This window comes from Lampropedia cohaerens (assembly GCF_001005215.1).
GTDB classification, from domain to species: domain Bacteria; phylum Pseudomonadota; class Gammaproteobacteria; order Burkholderiales; family Burkholderiaceae_C; genus Lampropedia; species Lampropedia cohaerens.
In genome coordinates this window covers 1-15,818 of record NZ_LBNQ01000024.1, presented here as the reverse complement: position 1 = coordinate 15,818, position 15,818 = coordinate 1, and the positions used below count along the sequence as shown (strand labels likewise).

The 15,818-nt window shown below is 63.7% G+C and carries 9 protein-coding genes and 1 pseudogene; 8 read left to right on the top strand and 2 right to left on the bottom strand.

Going from position 1 to position 15,818, the window contains the following annotated elements; translation table 11 throughout:
- Window positions 1-13 precede the first annotated feature (13 nt).
- Together recB and AAV94_RS07975 are read right to left on the bottom strand one after the other, a co-directional pair.
- Entirely contained in the window at window positions 14-3,808 is a 3,795-nt protein-coding gene (recB, locus tag AAV94_RS07980; RefSeq protein WP_052754972.1) for an exodeoxyribonuclease V subunit beta, read from the bottom strand.
- A 30-nt stretch (window positions 3,809-3,838) separates the two neighbouring features.
- Window positions 3,839-4,393, bottom strand: a complete 555-nt coding sequence (locus AAV94_RS07975; protein ID WP_052754971.1) for a hypothetical protein — start codon at window positions 4,391-4,393, stop codon at window positions 3,839-3,841.
- Window positions 4,394-4,539: 146 nt separating this feature from the next.
- Between AAV94_RS07975 and guaB the strand changes: the two genes are divergently transcribed.
- The 8 genes and pseudogenes from guaB to AAV94_RS07930 form a co-directional block, all read left to right on the top strand.
- A complete protein-coding gene (guaB, locus tag AAV94_RS07970; RefSeq protein ID WP_046741812.1) occupies window positions 4,540-6,009 on the top strand; it encodes an IMP dehydrogenase in 1,470 nt (489 codons plus the stop codon).
- Window positions 6,009-6,302 (top strand): hypothetical protein, encoded by a 294-nt coding sequence (locus AAV94_RS07965; RefSeq protein WP_156454377.1) that lies wholly within the window; start codon window positions 6,009-6,011, stop codon window positions 6,300-6,302. The genes guaB and AAV94_RS07965 overlap by 1 nt, the downstream gene beginning before the upstream one ends.
- 60 nt (window positions 6,303-6,362) lie before the next feature.
- On the top strand, window positions 6,363-7,979 hold the full coding sequence (gene guaA / locus AAV94_RS07960) for a glutamine-hydrolyzing GMP synthase (protein WP_046741810.1): 1,617 nt from the start codon (window positions 6,363-6,365) through the stop codon (window positions 7,977-7,979).
- Between the two features lie 788 nt (window positions 7,980-8,767).
- The gene (gene repC, locus AAV94_RS07950; RefSeq protein ID WP_046741809.1) at window positions 8,768-9,643 is read left to right on the top strand and encodes a replication protein C, IncQ-type; all 876 of its coding nucleotides are present in this window, start codon (window positions 8,768-8,770) and stop codon (window positions 9,641-9,643) included.
- Window positions 9,644-10,580: 937 nt separating this feature from the next.
- Window positions 10,581-10,901: a HigA family addiction module antitoxin gene (locus tag AAV94_RS07945; RefSeq protein WP_046741808.1), complete on the top strand. Its 321-nt coding sequence runs from the start codon at window positions 10,581-10,583 to the stop codon at window positions 10,899-10,901.
- Complete coding sequence (locus AAV94_RS07940; protein ID WP_046741807.1) at window positions 10,898-12,700, top strand: site-specific DNA-methyltransferase; 1,803 nt, start codon at window positions 10,898-10,900, stop codon at window positions 12,698-12,700. Before AAV94_RS07945 ends, AAV94_RS07940 begins: the two co-directional genes overlap by 4 nt.
- A gap of 4 nt (window positions 12,701-12,704) precedes the next feature.
- On the top strand, window positions 12,705-15,296 hold the full coding sequence (locus AAV94_RS07935; protein ID WP_046741806.1) for a DEAD/DEAH box helicase: 2,592 nt from the start codon (window positions 12,705-12,707) through the stop codon (window positions 15,294-15,296).
- 98 nt (window positions 15,297-15,394) lie between these two features.
- Window positions 15,395-15,818: pseudogene (locus tag AAV94_RS07930) on the top strand (IS5 family transposase); the annotation flags it as partial.

The window sequence follows — 15,818 nt, the reverse complement described above, 5'->3', positions numbered from 1 at the left end:
TTCTCCCGCAGCTTCAGGCCGTCTGGCCCAGCACCGCATCCAGTGCCGTCAAAAGACCGGGCGGAAGCGGCACGGCCAGCAGACCCGCATTGGCATGCTCCACCCCGCGCACGAACCAGTACAGCGCGCCGCCAAGATGCTGCTGCGGCTGGTAGTGCGGCAGGCGTGCCTGCAGGTGGCGGTGCAGCGCATACAGGTAAATGGCCGCCTGCACGTCATAGCGATGCTGCAGCATTGCTGCCTGCAGCGCAGGCGCATGGTAATCATCCGCGGCCATACCCAAGCGATTGGTCTTGTAATCGAGCACCCAGTAACGCCCCTGCAGTTGCACGATCAGGTCGGCAAACCCCATCAGCAGGCCCTGCCACTGGCGCGGCGCCAGCGCGGCGCGCGGCTGTCCGGGCCACAAGTGCGCACGGCAGGCGGCATCCAGTGCCTTGGCATCGGCACCCTCCACCGGCAGCCAGAATTCCATTTCCGCCAGCGAAGCCTCAGCCTGCGGCAGCTGCCAGCGCATGGACGGACGGGTCGGATCAGCCACTGGCAGCGGCAGGCGCGCCTGCAGCAACTGGTCGACCCAGGCCACCAGGGTGGGCGCCTCTGCACCGTAGCCCGCCAGCTCGGCCATGCGCTGCACGCGTTGGCGCTGCGCCGCCGCGAGCGTCGTCGGCCAGCCTTCGCCCTGCAGCCATTCGAGCACCTTGTGCATCCAGTCGCCAAGACGCGCACCACCACGCAGGGCATGCCAGCGCTGCGCCTGCGGCGCAGGCAGGTTGGTCTCTGGTGGTTCATCGGCCGCAGGCCCTGCCTCGGGTTGCCAGATGAAGGGCTGCGCAGTCGCCACAGGCAAGGCAGCCGCGTCCTCGGTGGACTCGTGCGCGAGCGCGCCGCGCACGAGTCCGCTGAAGCTGGCAATGGCAAAGGTCTGGTCGATCCGGCCCCGATACGGATCTGCAGCAGGCAGGCGCAACGCCTCGTCATCCTGCGCAGGCTGGTGCACGGTGCAGGTGACCGGTGCGGTAGCATCGTAATGGCAGACGTGCAATGCATCGGTCGCAACGCCATCAGCGAGCGCTTGCAGGGCCGGCCACCATGCCTCATCGGCCAGCGCAGCGCCGCCACTCAACAGATAGCCCATGGCGGTGCGGTGCAGCTGATTCACGCTCGCGCTGCCTGCGCGCTTGTGCAGCGGCACGCCTACCCAGGTGGCGTACTGCGCGCGCGTGAGCGCCACATACAGCAGCCGCAGGTCTTCGCGCAGGCGGTCCTCGTCGCTCCAGCTTTGCGGCGTGGTACCGTCATCCCCGCCCTCCTCTTCGCCGGATGCGTCCTTGACAAAGCGCGCATGCGTGGCAAACGGCACCATCACGACCGGATACTGCAGCCCCTTGGCCTTGTGGATGGTGACGATCTGGATCAGCTGCGCATCGCTTTCCAGTCGCACGGTTTGCTCTTCCGCGGAGAGGCTGCCACCCTGGCCCTGCCTGGCTGCGTGGGTGTGCTGCACCAGGTAGCGGATCAGCCCCTGCTCGCCCGCATGCTCGGCGCTGGCCTGCTGCAGCAGCTCGGCCAGATGCAGCACGTTGGTGAGCTTGCGCTCGCCCCGCCCGTCGGCGGCAGCCAGCCAGCGCGCGGCCAGCCCGAGCCGGTGGATGGTCTGGCGCAGCATCGGCAACACGCCCTGGCGCTGCCACACTGCGTGCAGGTGGGCCAGCAACTCCAGTTGCGCCTCCAGCGCTGCCTCGCTTTCAACCTCCGCCTGCAACTGCGGCAGAGGCGTGGCCAGCAACGCCGTGGCAAAGGCAGTGCGCGCCAGTGGCACATTGCCGGGTTCGGCCACGGCCATCAGCCAGTGCACCAGATCGGTCGCTTCGCCGCTGGCAAAGACGGATTCGCGGTCGGACAGATACACCGCGTGCAGCCTGCGGCGACGCAGCGCGCGTTGCAGGCGCTGCGCCTGCTGGCGTTGGTAGACCAGGATGGCAATGTCACCGGGGCGCAGCGCGCGCGGTGGCTCGGCCTGGCCATCGACGGCGTCCAGCACCAGTTGCGTCGCGGGCTGCAGCCACGTGGCGATTTGCTCCGCGCACAGCTCGGCATACCAGTCCTCGGCATCGGCGCGCGACAGCGCCGGCTCCTGTGTGACCAACTGCAGCGCCGGCACCGGCTGGCCACCGGGCTGGCGCAGTACCAGAGGCAGCCCCTGCGCGCGCACCGGATGGAACGGCACCGGATCAGCCATCCCCCCCGCATCCGTTGTGCGAAAGCGAAACGCGCCGGCGCCAGCGCGCTGCTCCGCCTGCAGGAACAGGCGATTGACGCCCGCCACCATCGCCGTGGTAGAGCGGAAGTTGGTATCCAGCGCCTCATGGCGGCCTGCAGTGGCTGCGCGCGCCTGGAGATAGCTGTGGATGTCCGCGCCGCGAAAGCCGTAGATGGACTGCTTGGGATCGCCAATGAGCAGCAACAGATGCTGCGGATCGTTGCGCTCGGGCGCGTACAGCGTGCGAAACAGCGCGTACTGCGCCGGCGACGTATCCTGAAACTCGTCGATCATGGCCACCGGATACTGTGCCAGCAGCCGCGCACGCAGGGTCTGGCCATGCTGGCCGGTCAGCGCCTGCTGCACGCGCTGGAGCAGGTCGTCGAAATCCATGACCCCCTGCTGGGCCTTCAGTGCCTGCCAGCGCGCCCGCGTAACGGCCCCGGCATAGGTCACGATGGCGCCATGCACATCCGGCAGGTGGGCCAGCGCGTCCAGCAGTGCCGGCAGCTCGGCAAACGCGGTCGGCAGGTCCTGCGGCGCCAGCGGCGGCGCGTCGGCCTTGCGGGCATTGCGCAGTCCCTCGAACTGCAGGCGCGCCGTGGCGGCATCGGTCCAGCCGGCAATCTGCGGCTGTGGGTCCGTGGCCCAGCGCTGCAGGGCATCGAGCCACGGGCCGTAGGTACTCGCGCGCAGGCGCCGGCCATCCCAGTGCTTGGCCGTGGGGCCTGCCTTGTCGGTTTGCGCATCCAGCCAGCTACGCATAGCCTCCACCCGCTCCTGCCAGCCTTGCGCCAGTTCAGCAAGCCGCTGCCGGCGCGCCTGCACGGCTTGCTCGATGACCGCATGCAGTGGCTCCTGCAGCTTGGCCGTGTCCGCTGCGGGGACCTGAACGTGGCGCAACGCTGCGCTGGCATCCAGCCAGGCCTGGCCATCCGGCCACAGCGACTGCACCACCTCCAGCTGCGCTGGCGCCAGTGGCACGACGTGGTTGCGCCAGAAGTCCAGTGCCGCTGCCTGCCACAGCGCCTCGACATCGCCATCGAGCGAGAGCTCGCCCAGGCTTGCGGTCAGGCTGGCATAGCCCTGCAGCACCTTCCAGCACCACGCGTCGATGGTGTGGATGGCTGCCTCGTCCATGACCTGCGCGGCCGTCTCCAGCCGCCAGGCGGCGTGCGCGCGGGCCTCCCCCGGCGTGTAGGCCTGACGCAACTGCACGAGCAGGGCGTCATAGTCTCCCTCGCCCGCATCGCGAAAGCACGCGGCAGCTTCGGTCAAGCGCTGGCGGATGCGACTGGTCAGCTCCTGCGTGGCGGCACGGGTGAAGGTCAGCACCAGAATGTCGGTCGGTGTCAGCGGGCGGTGATAGGCGGCCCCCGGCGCATCGGCAACCTCCCCCGGCGCGGCAGCGCCATGGCCCAGCACCAGACGCAGGTACAGCGCGGCGATGGTCCAGGTCTTGCCCGTGCCGGCGCTAGCCTCGATCAGGCGGCTGCCACGCAACGGCAGGCGCAGGGGCAGCGGAGCCTCTGCGGGCTGTGTCAATGCGTCACTCGTCACGGCGCAAGCCGCGCATCAGTTGCAGTTGGCACGAATGGCCTGCTGCGCCTGTTCGCGCTCGGCCGCGCGCGTGGCATCGTCCATGAAACCGACATTGCCCTGCGCATCGACCGTGCTCACACGCCGCCCCGGCTGCAGTTGCGCCAATCGCTCCCGCGCGTTCCTGCAGTTGGCCTGGCGCGCCTGGGCATTGCGTTTCTCGATCTCCGCATTGCGCTTTTCCAGTTCGGCGCGCTGGGCGGCTTCGGCCTCCTGCGCCGCACGCTGCTGTACCTGAGCCTGCTCCTGCGCAGGCGCATCGGCCTGCGCAGGCACGGCATTGTCACCTGCTGCCTCTTCCTCGTCTTCACGCACCTGCGGTGGCGGCCCATAGGTGGCAGAAGGGACCGCCTGCGCGGCACCCCGCGGCGCCTTCAGAATCTGGTGCGGCGGCACCGTAGGCGGTGGCGGGCGATCGCTGAACACCTTGCGGCCTTCGCCATCGATCCATTGCCACTGCGCCAGCGCACTGGCCGAAAAACCGGCCAGGGCGATGGCAACCATCCAGGAAGTTGTGAGCGTGATGCGCATGATGTCTTCGAAGGAGAGCCCGTCGGGCGGTCATACGGACCAAGTGTAACCGTATGTTGTGCAAGCAAGACTGCAACAACGGTGCCCACAGGCGCAAGCCTACTCCTAGCAGAGCGGCTACAATCCGTCTTTTGGAGCAAACCCCCATGCGACTTCTTGGCAAAGCGCTGACTTTCGATGACGTGCTGCTCGTGCCTGCATTCTCGCAGGTCCTTCCCAAAGACACTTCTTTGGCCACGCAGTTTTCCCGCAACATCCGCCTGAACCTGCCGCTGGTCTCGGCCGCGATGGACACCGTGACCGAGGCGCGGCTGGCCATTGCCATCGCCCAGGAGGGCGGCATGGGCATTGTGCACAAGAACATGTCCGCGCAGGAGCAAGCGACGCAGGTGCTCAAGGTCAAGCGCCACGAATCGGGCGTGGTGCGCGACCCGGTGGTGATCTCGCCGGACCAGACCGTACGCCATGTGGTGGACCTGTCCGAAGAGCTGGGCATCTCCGGCTTTCCCGTCGTCGAGGGCCGCAAGGTGGTCGGCATCGTCACCGCCCGGGACCTGCGGTTTGAGACGCGCTTTGACTTGCCGGTGCGCGAGATCATGACGCCGCGCGAGCGCCTGATCACCGTCCCCGAAGGCACCTCCCTGCAAGACGCCAAGGTGCTGCTCAACAAGCACAAGATCGAACGGCTTGTCGTCGTCAACGCCGACGATGAAATCCGCGGCCTGATCACCGTCAAGGACATCACCAAGCAAACCACGTTCCCCAATGCTGCACGCGATGGCGACGGCCAGCTGCGCGTGGGCGCCGCGGTCGGCGTAGGTGCCGGCACGGAAGAGCGTGTCGAGGCGCTGGTCAAGGCTGGTGTGGACGCCATCGTCGTCGACACCGCGCACGGTCACAGCCGCGGCGTGATCGAGCGCGTGCGCTGGGTCAAGCAGAACTATCCGCACATTGATGTGGTCGGCGGCAACATCGCCACCGGTGAAGCCGCCAAGGCATTGCTGGATGCGGGCGCCGACGCGGTCAAGGTCGGCATCGGGCCCGGCTCGATCTGCACCACCCGCGTGGTCGCCGGCGTCGGTGTGCCGCAGATCACCGCCATCGACAACGTCGCCATGGCGCTGCAGGGTACGGGCGTGCCGCTGATCGCCGATGGTGGCGTGCGCTATAGCGGCGACATCGCCAAGGCCATTGCCGCCGGCGCGCATACGGTGATGATGGGCAGCATCTTTGCCGGTACCGAGGAAGCGCCCGGCGAGATCGTGCTCTACCAGGGCCGCAGCTACAAGAGCTACCGCGGCATGGGCTCCATCGGCGCGATGCAGCAAGGCAGTGCCGACCGCTACTTCCAGGAAGCCACCACCGGCAACGCCAACGCCGACAAGCTCGTACCGGAAGGCATTGAAGGGCGCGTGCCCTACAAGGGCTCGCTGGTGGCGATCATCTTCCAGATGGCGGGCGGCGTGCGCGCCTCCATGGGCTACTGCGGCTGCGCGACCATCGAGGAAATGCGCGAACGCGCCGAGTTTGTGCAGATCACCTCGGCAGGCTTTCGAGAAAGCCACGTGCACGATGTGCAGATCACCAAGGAAGCGCCCAACTACCGCGCCGGTTGATGCAGCCGCCGTCAGCGCTGTTTGCCGCCACGCCCGTGATGCCGCCATCCCCTGCCCACGGCTGCCGCCATCGGCGCCTTGCCATCGCAGGCTTCGTGCTGGCGCTGGCGATGCTGGCGGCATCCATCGCAGCGCTGGCCTACACCTTCGCAAGCGGCGGCACCAGGCAATGGCCGGCGATTGCCTGGCAGGTTTGCCAGCTGCTTGCCATCCTGAGTTTCGTCTTTGGCCTGTGGCACCTCAAGAAGCACCGCGAGCGCTACCGGCCTGAGCTGTTCAACGATCCCGACTGAAGCCCCGCCTGCCTGCCGCCCAGCGCGCGCAGGCTGCGTGCCGATCCCGCCCGAGGTCCCATGCTCCACGACACCATCCTCATTCTCGACTTTGGCTCCCAGGTCACCCAGCTGATCGCCAGACGTGTGCGCGAAGCGCATGTGTACTGCGAGGTGCATCCCTGCGACGTCAGCAGCGCATGGGTGCGCGAGTTCGCCGCCAGTGGCAGGCTCAAGGGCATCATCCTCTCGGGCAGCCATGCCAGTGTTTATGAAGTCGACGACAAGGCGCCGGATGCCGTGTTCGAGCTGGGCGTGCCCGTACTGGGCATTTGCTACGGCATGCAGACCATGGCCCAGCAGCTGGGCGGCCAGGTCTCCGGCGGTGACAAGCGCGAGTTCGGCTACGCCGAAGTGCGTGCGCACGGCCATACGCGGCTGCTGCAGGGCATCGAGGACTTCCGCACCGCCGAAGGCCACGGCATGCTCAAGGTGTGGATGAGCCACGGCGACAAGGTCACCGCGCTGCCGCCAGGCTTCAAGGTCATGGCCAGCACACCCAGCTGCCCCATCGCCGGCATGGCCGACGAGACGCGCCACTACTATGGCGTGCAGTTCCACCCGGAGGTGACGCACACGGTGCAAGGGCGCGCCATCCTCAACCGCTTCGTGCTCGATATCTGCGCGGCCAAGCCCGACTGGGTTATGGGCAACTACATCGACGAGGCCGTTGCCCGCATCCGCGAGCAGGTCGGCGATGAGGAGGTCATCCTCGGGCTGTCCGGCGGCGTGGACTCTTCCGTCGCGGCCGCACTGATCCACCGCGCCATCGGCGAGCAGCTCACCTGCGTATTCGTCGATCACGGCCTGCTGCGCAAGGATGAGGGCAAGATGGTCATCGACATGTTCGCGGGCCAGCTGCACGCCAACATCGTCGCCGTGGACGCCAGCGCGCAGTTCCTCGGGCACCTCCAGGGCGTGGCCGATCCGGAGCAAAAGCGCAAGATCATCGGCCGCGAGTTTGTCGAAGTCTTCAAGGCGCAGGCGGCCAAGCTCAAGGCGGGTGGCAACGGCCACAAGGGTGCCACCTTCCTGGCGCAAGGCACCATCTACCCGGACGTGATCGAGTCGGGCGGTGCCAAGAGCAAGAAGGCCGTGACCATCAAGAGCCACCACAACGTCGGCGGCCTGCCCGAACAGCTCGGCCTGAAACTGCTGGAGCCGCTGCGCGACCTGTTCAAGGATGAGGTGCGTGAGCTCGGCGTGGCGCTTGGTCTGCCACCGGCCATGGTCTACCGCCACCCCTTCCCCGGCCCCGGCCTGGGCGTGCGCATCCTGGGCGAGGTCAAGAAAGAGTATGCCGACCTGCTGCGCGAGGCCGATGCCATCTTCATCGAGGAGTTGCGCAACTTCCGCGACGAAGCCAGCGGCAAGAGCTGGTACGACCTGACCAGCCAAGCCTTTGCCGTGTTCCTGCCGGTGAAGTCGGTCGGCGTCATGGGCGATGGGCGCACTTATGACTACGTCGTTGCCCTGCGCGCAGTGCAGACCAGTGACTTCATGACCGCTGACTGGGCCGAACTGCCCTATGCGCTCTTGAAGAAAGTATCGTCAAGAATCATCAATGAAGTCAGGGGCATCAATAGGGTGACCTACGACGTCAGCTCCAAGCCGCCGGCAACGATCGAGTGGGAGTGATTCCACGTCCGGCAGCCGCTGGCAGGATCAGGCACCAGACACACCCAAGCCCGCGTCACTGCGGGCTTTTTTGTGCTTCCAACCTGGCACGGACTGGCAGCCTGGGGTATGGCCAAGCACGAATTTTTCATGGCATAGTCGATGGCACGAAACCGGCCCTGTGCCATGCCTAGCCGCCGATGCCATGCGCCTCGTTTCCGGGAGGTCATGGTATCGGAATCATATAACTGATTGATATAAAACGAATTTTTATCGTTCCGAGTGGGATCTCTCGGGCATGGTATTGATGGCCGGTGAAGCGTGTGCGTCACGATGGCCGTGCCATGGGTACGTCCCCGTAAGCTGTTGACTTGTAAGGTGGTCTCTTCGGTTCAAGCAGGGCGCACGACGCATGGTGTTGCAAGGGAGTCTGGAGCACCTTGCACTGGAGACGGGATCGTCCGTCTTGTTCCTGCACCACGTCAGCAAGGGCAGCGCACGTGAGGGGGCCACCGATCATCAAGGAGCCGCACGGGGCGCGTCAGCGCTCATCGACAATGCCCGGTGGTGCGGGTTCATTGCGCCCATGACTGCGGAGGAGGCCTCACGCCTTGGAAAAGAACCCAAGGGCGTGCCACCCATCGGCGAGGCGCGCCGCAAGCATTTCGTCCGTTTTGGCGTCTCCAAACAGAACTACGGGAGTGCGCCGCCGGACCGCTGGTATTCGCGGGACGGCCATGGCGTGCTCCTACCGGCAGCGTTGTCGGCTTCGGAATTGAGCGGCCGCAGAAGGGGGACGCATCGTGCACATGCCTGAGTTGACGCACGCGCGTCACGACCCGATCCATTGCCTGGCTCCAGGTCTCTTCCGCAGTCTCCAGAAGGGCGAGCGCAAGCGTGCCAAGCTGGATGTCGTCTATGACTTCGGCGACGGCAGACGGGTGGAGTTCAGCGGTCCCGAACCGCTGGGGGCGGACGATCTGCGCATCTTGCAGGGCCTGGTGGCCATGGCGGGGCCGGCTGGGTTGGTGCTTTCACCCGAGCCGCAAACGGAGGCGGGCCGGCAGCTTCGGCTGTTCCTTGAACCCAAGTGGGACGCGATCCTGAGCGACGCGCTGGTTGTCAGGGGGAGCTACCGGGCACTGGCCCGTGAAGTCGGATACGCCAGCATAGACAAGACCAAACCGATCCGCGAGTGCATCGAACGTCTCTGGAAGGTGTCGGTCATCGTGCAGGAGGGGAGGCGGCGCATGGGGTTCCGCCTGCTGTCCGAGTACGCCAGCGACGAGGACGAGGGAAAGCTCTACGTCGCGTTGAACCCGCGCCTGGCCAGTGCCGTCATGGGCGGGCAGCATGTGAGGATCAGCATGGAAGAGGTGCGGGCCCTGCGGACTGATCCTGCACGCCTCATCCACCAGCGCCTGTGTGCCTGGATCGACCCCGGGAAATGGGGCCGGGTGGAGACGGACACACTGTGTGGCTACGTCTGGCCGACGGAGACGGGCAGCACGGCTGCGGTCAAGAAGCGCCGCCACACAGCGCGGCTGGCTCTCTCTGAGCTGGCAGGCCTACGGTGGAGGCTACGAGAGTACGTGAAGGACAAGTGGGAGATCGGGCGGCCCGGCTTAAGGGCGTCACCACCAGATCCCCTTCTTAACGGTAGCCAACCCCCGTCTTTTCGGTAACCAACCCCCGTCCTAACGGTAACCGAACGTGTTGGAAAATTCATTACAGGACAAAGACTTATGTCGATTGTTCCGGCTCCATCCAAGATTATCCATAAGGATGATCCACTAAGCGCGGCCTTCGTCCGCTGCGCGGCCGAGGCCTTGCCTTCTTTCAGGGCACCAAAGGAAACAAGGGCCGGGAAGGGCATCTGTAACCTGTTGGCACCTGCGTTCAGGAGCAGCCCAACACCAGTGTTGCCATTGGCTGTCTCTGGCCCGGACGACATGACAGGCGTGTGCAGTGCCTGTGAACTGAAGGAGAGGGGAAAGCTAACGAACTGCCTTTTTCCTTTTGGTGCCAATTTCGGCTTCGGGCAGGTGCATGTTGCGCGAACATGTGCGATTCAATGCGACGAAGCGCGAACGTACGCGACGAAACGCGATGATGCGCGGAGATGTGCGATTCATCGTTGATTTCGCGCGTCGATCGCGAAAAAACGCATAAGTTCGCAGTGGCTTTGACGGCAAGATGTGTGTTGTAGGCCTACGCTGCTTTGCAGCTATGGCCTCCACCACCGCCCCTTACTCGCCTGCGGCTCGACGGCATTTTGCTCTGCGAGGCACACGGTCGCTGCCGCGACTGGCAGGCACCAAAAAGGCAAAGGCGCGGCGATGGTGGCTGGTGAGGCGAACTGGATGGCATCCACCAAACCACGGCAGAAGGTGCCGCGAAACAAGGTTTGGATCACACTCGAGGAACGGGCCGCGGTCGAAAGCCACGCGGTACAGGCTGTGCTGCATCAGAGCATGGACGGGCAGTCCCAGAGAGGTAAGGCCATACCGCCAAGAATCGTCCATGTCGCAAGAACAAGATTGGCTCTATTGTAGCCTGTGGCTTTACAGCATACAATGCTGGCTAAGTTTGGATTAGGTGAAAGACAAGCATAGGCGAGGCATGCATCAGGATAAGAGTCGGATTGATATGCCAGCGCATCCGGGCGCATACGTGAAGCACCAGGTGCTGCAACCGCTCGGCTTGTCGGTGACGGGGGCGGCGGCCGTGTTGGGTGTAACAAGGCCGGCTCTGTCAGCGCTGCTGAACGAGCGCGCGCAACTATCGCCTGAAATGGCGATCCGGATTGAAAAAGCGTTCGGCGTTTCGATGGAGACGCTGATGCGCATGCAGAACAGCTACGACATTGCGCAGGCCCGCAAGCGGGAAGCGGAAATCAAGGTCGAGCGATACACGGGAATGACGAAGAAGGGGCAGGTATGACGGAACTGGTCTTCAAGGGCAAGGAGTTTGTCTATAACCACCATTTGGCGGTGCCCTTCCGCCCGCTTGTTCCGCACCCGGAGAAAGGCATTGGCCCCGTTGCGCTGGACGGCAACCTCATCATCCAGGGCGACAATCTGCATGCGCTGAAGGCGCTGCTCCCGCTCTACGCGGGCAAGGTGGACTGCATCTTTATCGACCCGCCCTACAACACCGGCAACGAGGGCTGGTGCTACAACGACAACGTCAACGCTCCGATGATTAAGGAGTGGCTGGACTCCAACCCCATCGGCATCGAGGATGGCCTGCGCCATGACAAATGGTGCGCCATGATGTGGCCGCGCTTGCGGCTGTTGCATGAGCTTCTAGCGGATGATGGCGTTTTTTGGATGACGCTAGATGAGAACGAGATCCAGCGGGCACGGATGATGTTGGATGAAGTTTTCGGAGAAGGAAATTTCGTCGACACTGTCATATGGCATAAAAATTATGCCCCAAAGGCAACCGTTCAATATTTCTCTTCTGATCACGATTATGTTCTTGTCTACGCCAAAGATATAAATAAATGGAAGCCTAATCTGCTTCGTCGAACTGCGGATCAGGACGAGGTTTACAAGAATCCAGACAATGACCCGCGTGGTCGTTGGCGCCCCAACAATCTTGCTGCCAGAAATTATTACAGTAAGGGGACTTACTCTATTACTTGCCCGGGTGGCCGAGTTATTCCAGGGCCGCCCCCAGGCTCCTATTGGCGTATTTCGGAAGAGAAGCTTTGGGAACTCCACGAAGATGGACGAATTTGGTGGGGCGAGGATGGAAACAATGTTCCCGCACCCAAAATCTTTCTGTCTGAGGTGCGCGAGGGACGAGTGCCTCAAACTATCTGGCATTGGTCCGATGTTGGTCACACGCAAGAAGCAAAAAAGGAAATAGTTTCTATTTTTTCGGAAGAGGGAAGCGAGATATTCTTGACACCGAAACCACGAAGGCTCATTCAGCGAATTATTGAGCTTTCAAGTGGAAGTGATGCTATTTATCTCGACAGCTTCGCTGGATCCGGCACCACCGCTCATTCCGTGCTGGCCGCCAACAAGAAGGATGGCGGCAACCGCCGCTTCATCCTCGTGGAAATGGAAGACTATGCCGACCGCTTAACGGCGGAGCGCGTCCGTCGCGTCATCAACGGCTATGACTTCAAAGGCACGCAGAAGATCGAACTGCTGCGCGAGCGGTTGAATTGGCGTGCCATCGAGAAGGCGGACGCACTGGTACATAAGGTGCAGGGCATCGAAAACCTGCATGGCCACGAATACGACCGCATCAAGAAGGAAGTGAAGGATGGCGAGTTGATCGTCACCGGCGAAAAGACGGTGGCGGAACGCGCCGAAGGTCTTGGCGGCACCTTCACCTATTGCACGCTCGGTGATCCCGTCGAGCTGGATAAGGTGCTGAGCGGTGAAACCCTGCCGCCCTATGCTGGGCTTGGCGCAGCGCTGTTCCATATGGCGACCAACCATGCGCTCGATCCCGCTACCGTGCGCGAGGAGGATTTCTATCTTGGCGCGACGGAAGGCCAGCACGTCTGGCTGATTTACAAGCCTGATCTCGACTGGCTGAAGTCGCCAGAAGCTGCATTGACGCTGGCGCGGGCCAAGGCATTCGCCGCGTCTGATCCGGACAAGAAGCATCTTGTTTTCGCACCGGCACGCTTCGTGAGCCAGAAGATGCTGGCGGAACAGAACATTCCCGTGGAGTTCGTGCCGCTGCCCTTCGCGCTGTACCGGATAGATCGGAGCTGACGCCATGTTTCGCCAGCTCGACTATCAGGACCGCGTATTGTCCACGCTCGATGCCTATCTGGACCTGCTGAAGGAGAAGAAGGCGCGTGCCGACAAGGTGGCGACGCTCGCCGCGCAGGACCCGGACCTTGGCCTTGCTATTCCGGATTTCGCGAAAGAGGCTTGGGAAGCGATGAAGGCGGCGGGCAAGCTGCCTGCTTCCCGCGCCGCGATTCCGTTCTCGCCCCGCGTGGACGGTTGCGGACGCCCCGTGCCCAACGCGGTGCTGAAGGTGCCGACCGGTGGGGGCAAGACCTGGCTTGCCGTCTCTGCCGTGTCGCGGGTAATGGGTCGCTATCTCGACCGCAATACCGGTTTTGTCCTGTGGATCGTGCCGAACGAGGCGATCTACACGCAAACGCTGAAGCACCTGAAGGACCGCCAGCATCCCTACCGTCAGGCGCTCGACCGCGCGGCGGCAGGCCGCGTGAAGATCATGGAGAAAACCGACAGGCTGGATGCGCGGGACGTGGAAACGAACCTGTGCGTCATGCTGCTGATGCTGCAATCCGCGAACCGCGAGACGCAGGATTCCCTGAAGATGTTTCAGGATCGCGGCGACGTGCACGGCTTCTTCCCGCCCGAAGGCGAGCAACAGGCGCATCAGGCCGCAATCGACCGCACCCCGAACCTTTCCGCCTATACGGGCATGTTCCCGATGGTGAAGGACTCCCTCGGAAACGCCCTTCGTGTCATCCGGCCCGTGGTCGTGATGGACGAAGGCCATAGAGCCATTTCCGATCTCGCCTTCAGCACGCTCTACGGTTTCAACCCGTGTTTTGTGCTGGAACTGACGGCAACACCGCAGGACGTTCAGCCGCGTGGTGGCCGCAATCCGCGCGAAGGCCGCTACGCCAATGTGCTCGTTGAAGTGACCGGGCGCGAGCTTGATCGTGAGGAAATGATCAAGATGCCGCTCAACCTCGACCCACGGCAGGGCAACGACTGGAAGGCGACGCTCAACGCGGCGCTTGCCAAGCTCAATGCCCTCGATGCGGAGGCCCGCAAGCTCCGCGCCGATACCGGGCGCTATATTCGACCGATCATGCTGATTCAGGTCGAGCGCACGGGTGCGGACCAGCGCGAAAGCGGCCACATCCACGCCGAGGACGTGAAGGACTGGCTTCTGACGGCGGGCTTCGATCAGGCGGAAATCGCGATCAAAACCGCCCAGCAAAACGATCTGAACGATCCGGAAAATCAGGACCTGCTGTCTCCGACCAATCGGGTACGGGCGATCATCACGAAGCAGGCGCTGCAAGAAGGTTGGGATTGCCCCTTCGCCTATGTGCTGTGCAGCCTCGCGGCCAGCGCCAACCTCAAGGCGATGACACAGCTCGTTGGCCGCATTCTGCGGCAACCCGGCGCGCTCAAGACGGGCGTTGAAGCGCTCGACGAATGCCACGTCATCACGCATCACGCCGACACCGCCACGGTCGTCGGCGCGATCAAGGACGGCCTTGAACAGGACGGCCTTGGCGATCTTGTCCTGCGCGTCACCCAGGATGACAAGAGCGCATCGGGCAAGGCGACGCGGACGATCAAACGGCGTCCCGCCTTCGCCACCACGGAAATCTACCTGCCCAAGGTGATGGTGGTGGAGGACGGTGAAGCGCGCGAGCTGGATTACGAAACCGATGTGCTCGCGGCGATAGACTGGCGCGGCTTTGACCCCAAGGAAATTGCCGAGCGCATTCCCGAGAACGCACAGGCGGCGGAAAGCCAGCTTCAACGGATCAGGCTTGCCGAGGACGGCGACGAACTTTTTGTCGGTGAAACGGTCGCCGCCAGCACCGAGGTGCTGGCCTTCGATCCGGCGCATGCGGTGCGGATGATTTCCGACATCGTGCCCAACCCCTTTGTCGGGCGCGAGATTGTCGGCGCAACGCTCGCCGCCCTGCGAGCGCGGGGCTTCGATGATGCGAAGCTCGGCCTACTCGCCAGCCTCATCGTGGGGGAATTGCGCAAGGGCCTCGATGCGGCACGGAATACCCGCGCCGAAGCCCTGTTCAAGGCGGAGGTCGCGGCGGGGCGCATCCAGTTCCGCCTGCGGCTCGATGGCCGCAACTGGCGGATGCCTTTCAGCATCGAAACGACGGAACCGGAGAATGCGCGCCAGCTTCTCAACCGCGCGGGCGGGCCGCTCGAAAAGAGCCTGTTCGCTCCAGTCTATGAGAACGAGCTGAACAGCGACGAGCGGGATGTGGCTGTCTATCTCGATGGCGAAAAGACGCTCGCCTGGTGGCATCGGAATGTGGCGCGGACGCAGTACGGCATTCAGGGGTGGAAGAAGGCCAAAATCTATCCGGACTTCATCTTTGCGGTGCAGCGCCAGGGCGAGGCCAAGCGGATCACCGTGCTCGAAACCAAGGGCGATCAGCTCGACAATCTCGACACGGCCTACAAGCGTGAAGCGCTGGCGTTCCTCTCGGAACATTTCCAGTGGGACGAGGCAACGCCAGTCGGCGAACTGGAGCTGGTCAACAACGGTGAGACCGTGGAAGGTACTTTGATCCTCATGAGCGAATGGAAGGCGAAGCTGCCGGCGTATCTTTAAAGGGGGATACTGGCGGGGGCGTATGGAATTCGATCCGGCATTGTCATTCTCGGAGGCGTTGTTGCACAAACGTCCCGAGTCTGCAGGCTAGCGCACCCATGACCAAGCCCGCTGCCGCCTAATACCGCACCACCAACTGGAAAGATTACAACGCAGCCCTCAAGGCCAGAGGCTCGCTCTCGGTCTGGCTGGATCGTGCCATGCAATGGCACGGCCAGCCCACCGGTCGTCGCGGTCGATCACCGACGTTCAGCGATGCCGCCATCCAGTTCTGCCTGACCATCAAGGGGCTGTTCGGCCTGCCGTTGCGCCAAGTCATCGGTTTCGTGCAGAGCCTGATGCATCTGGCGGGCCTGGATTGGCCCGTGCCTGACTACAGCACGGTCTGCCGCCGCCAGAAAACGCTGACCGTGAACATCCCCTATCGCCCCAGTCGTGGTGGCTTGCATCTGCTGGTCGACAGCACCGGCGTGAAGATGCTGGGCGAAGGCGAATGGAAAACGAAGAAACATGGCTCGGAAT

Coding starts and splice junctions, on each gene's coding strand:
- AAV94_RS07975 (WP_052754971.1), bottom strand. CDS start 4,393: ATGCGCATCACGCTCACAACTTCCTGGATGGTTGCCATCGCCCTGGCC.
- guaB (WP_046741812.1), top strand. CDS start 4,540: ATGCGACTTCTTGGCAAAGCGCTGACTTTCGATGACGTGCTGCTCGTG.
- AAV94_RS07965 (WP_156454377.1), top strand. CDS start 6,009: ATGCAGCCGCCGTCAGCGCTGTTTGCCGCCACGCCCGTGATGCCGCCA.
- guaA (WP_046741810.1), top strand. CDS start 6,363: ATGCTCCACGACACCATCCTCATTCTCGACTTTGGCTCCCAGGTCACC.
- repC (WP_046741809.1), top strand. CDS start 8,768: ATGCCTGAGTTGACGCACGCGCGTCACGACCCGATCCATTGCCTGGCT.
- AAV94_RS07945 (WP_046741808.1), top strand. CDS start 10,581: ATGCATCAGGATAAGAGTCGGATTGATATGCCAGCGCATCCGGGCGCA.
- AAV94_RS07940 (WP_046741807.1), top strand. CDS start 10,898: ATGACGGAACTGGTCTTCAAGGGCAAGGAGTTTGTCTATAACCACCAT.
- AAV94_RS07935 (WP_046741806.1), top strand. CDS start 12,705: ATGTTTCGCCAGCTCGACTATCAGGACCGCGTATTGTCCACGCTCGAT.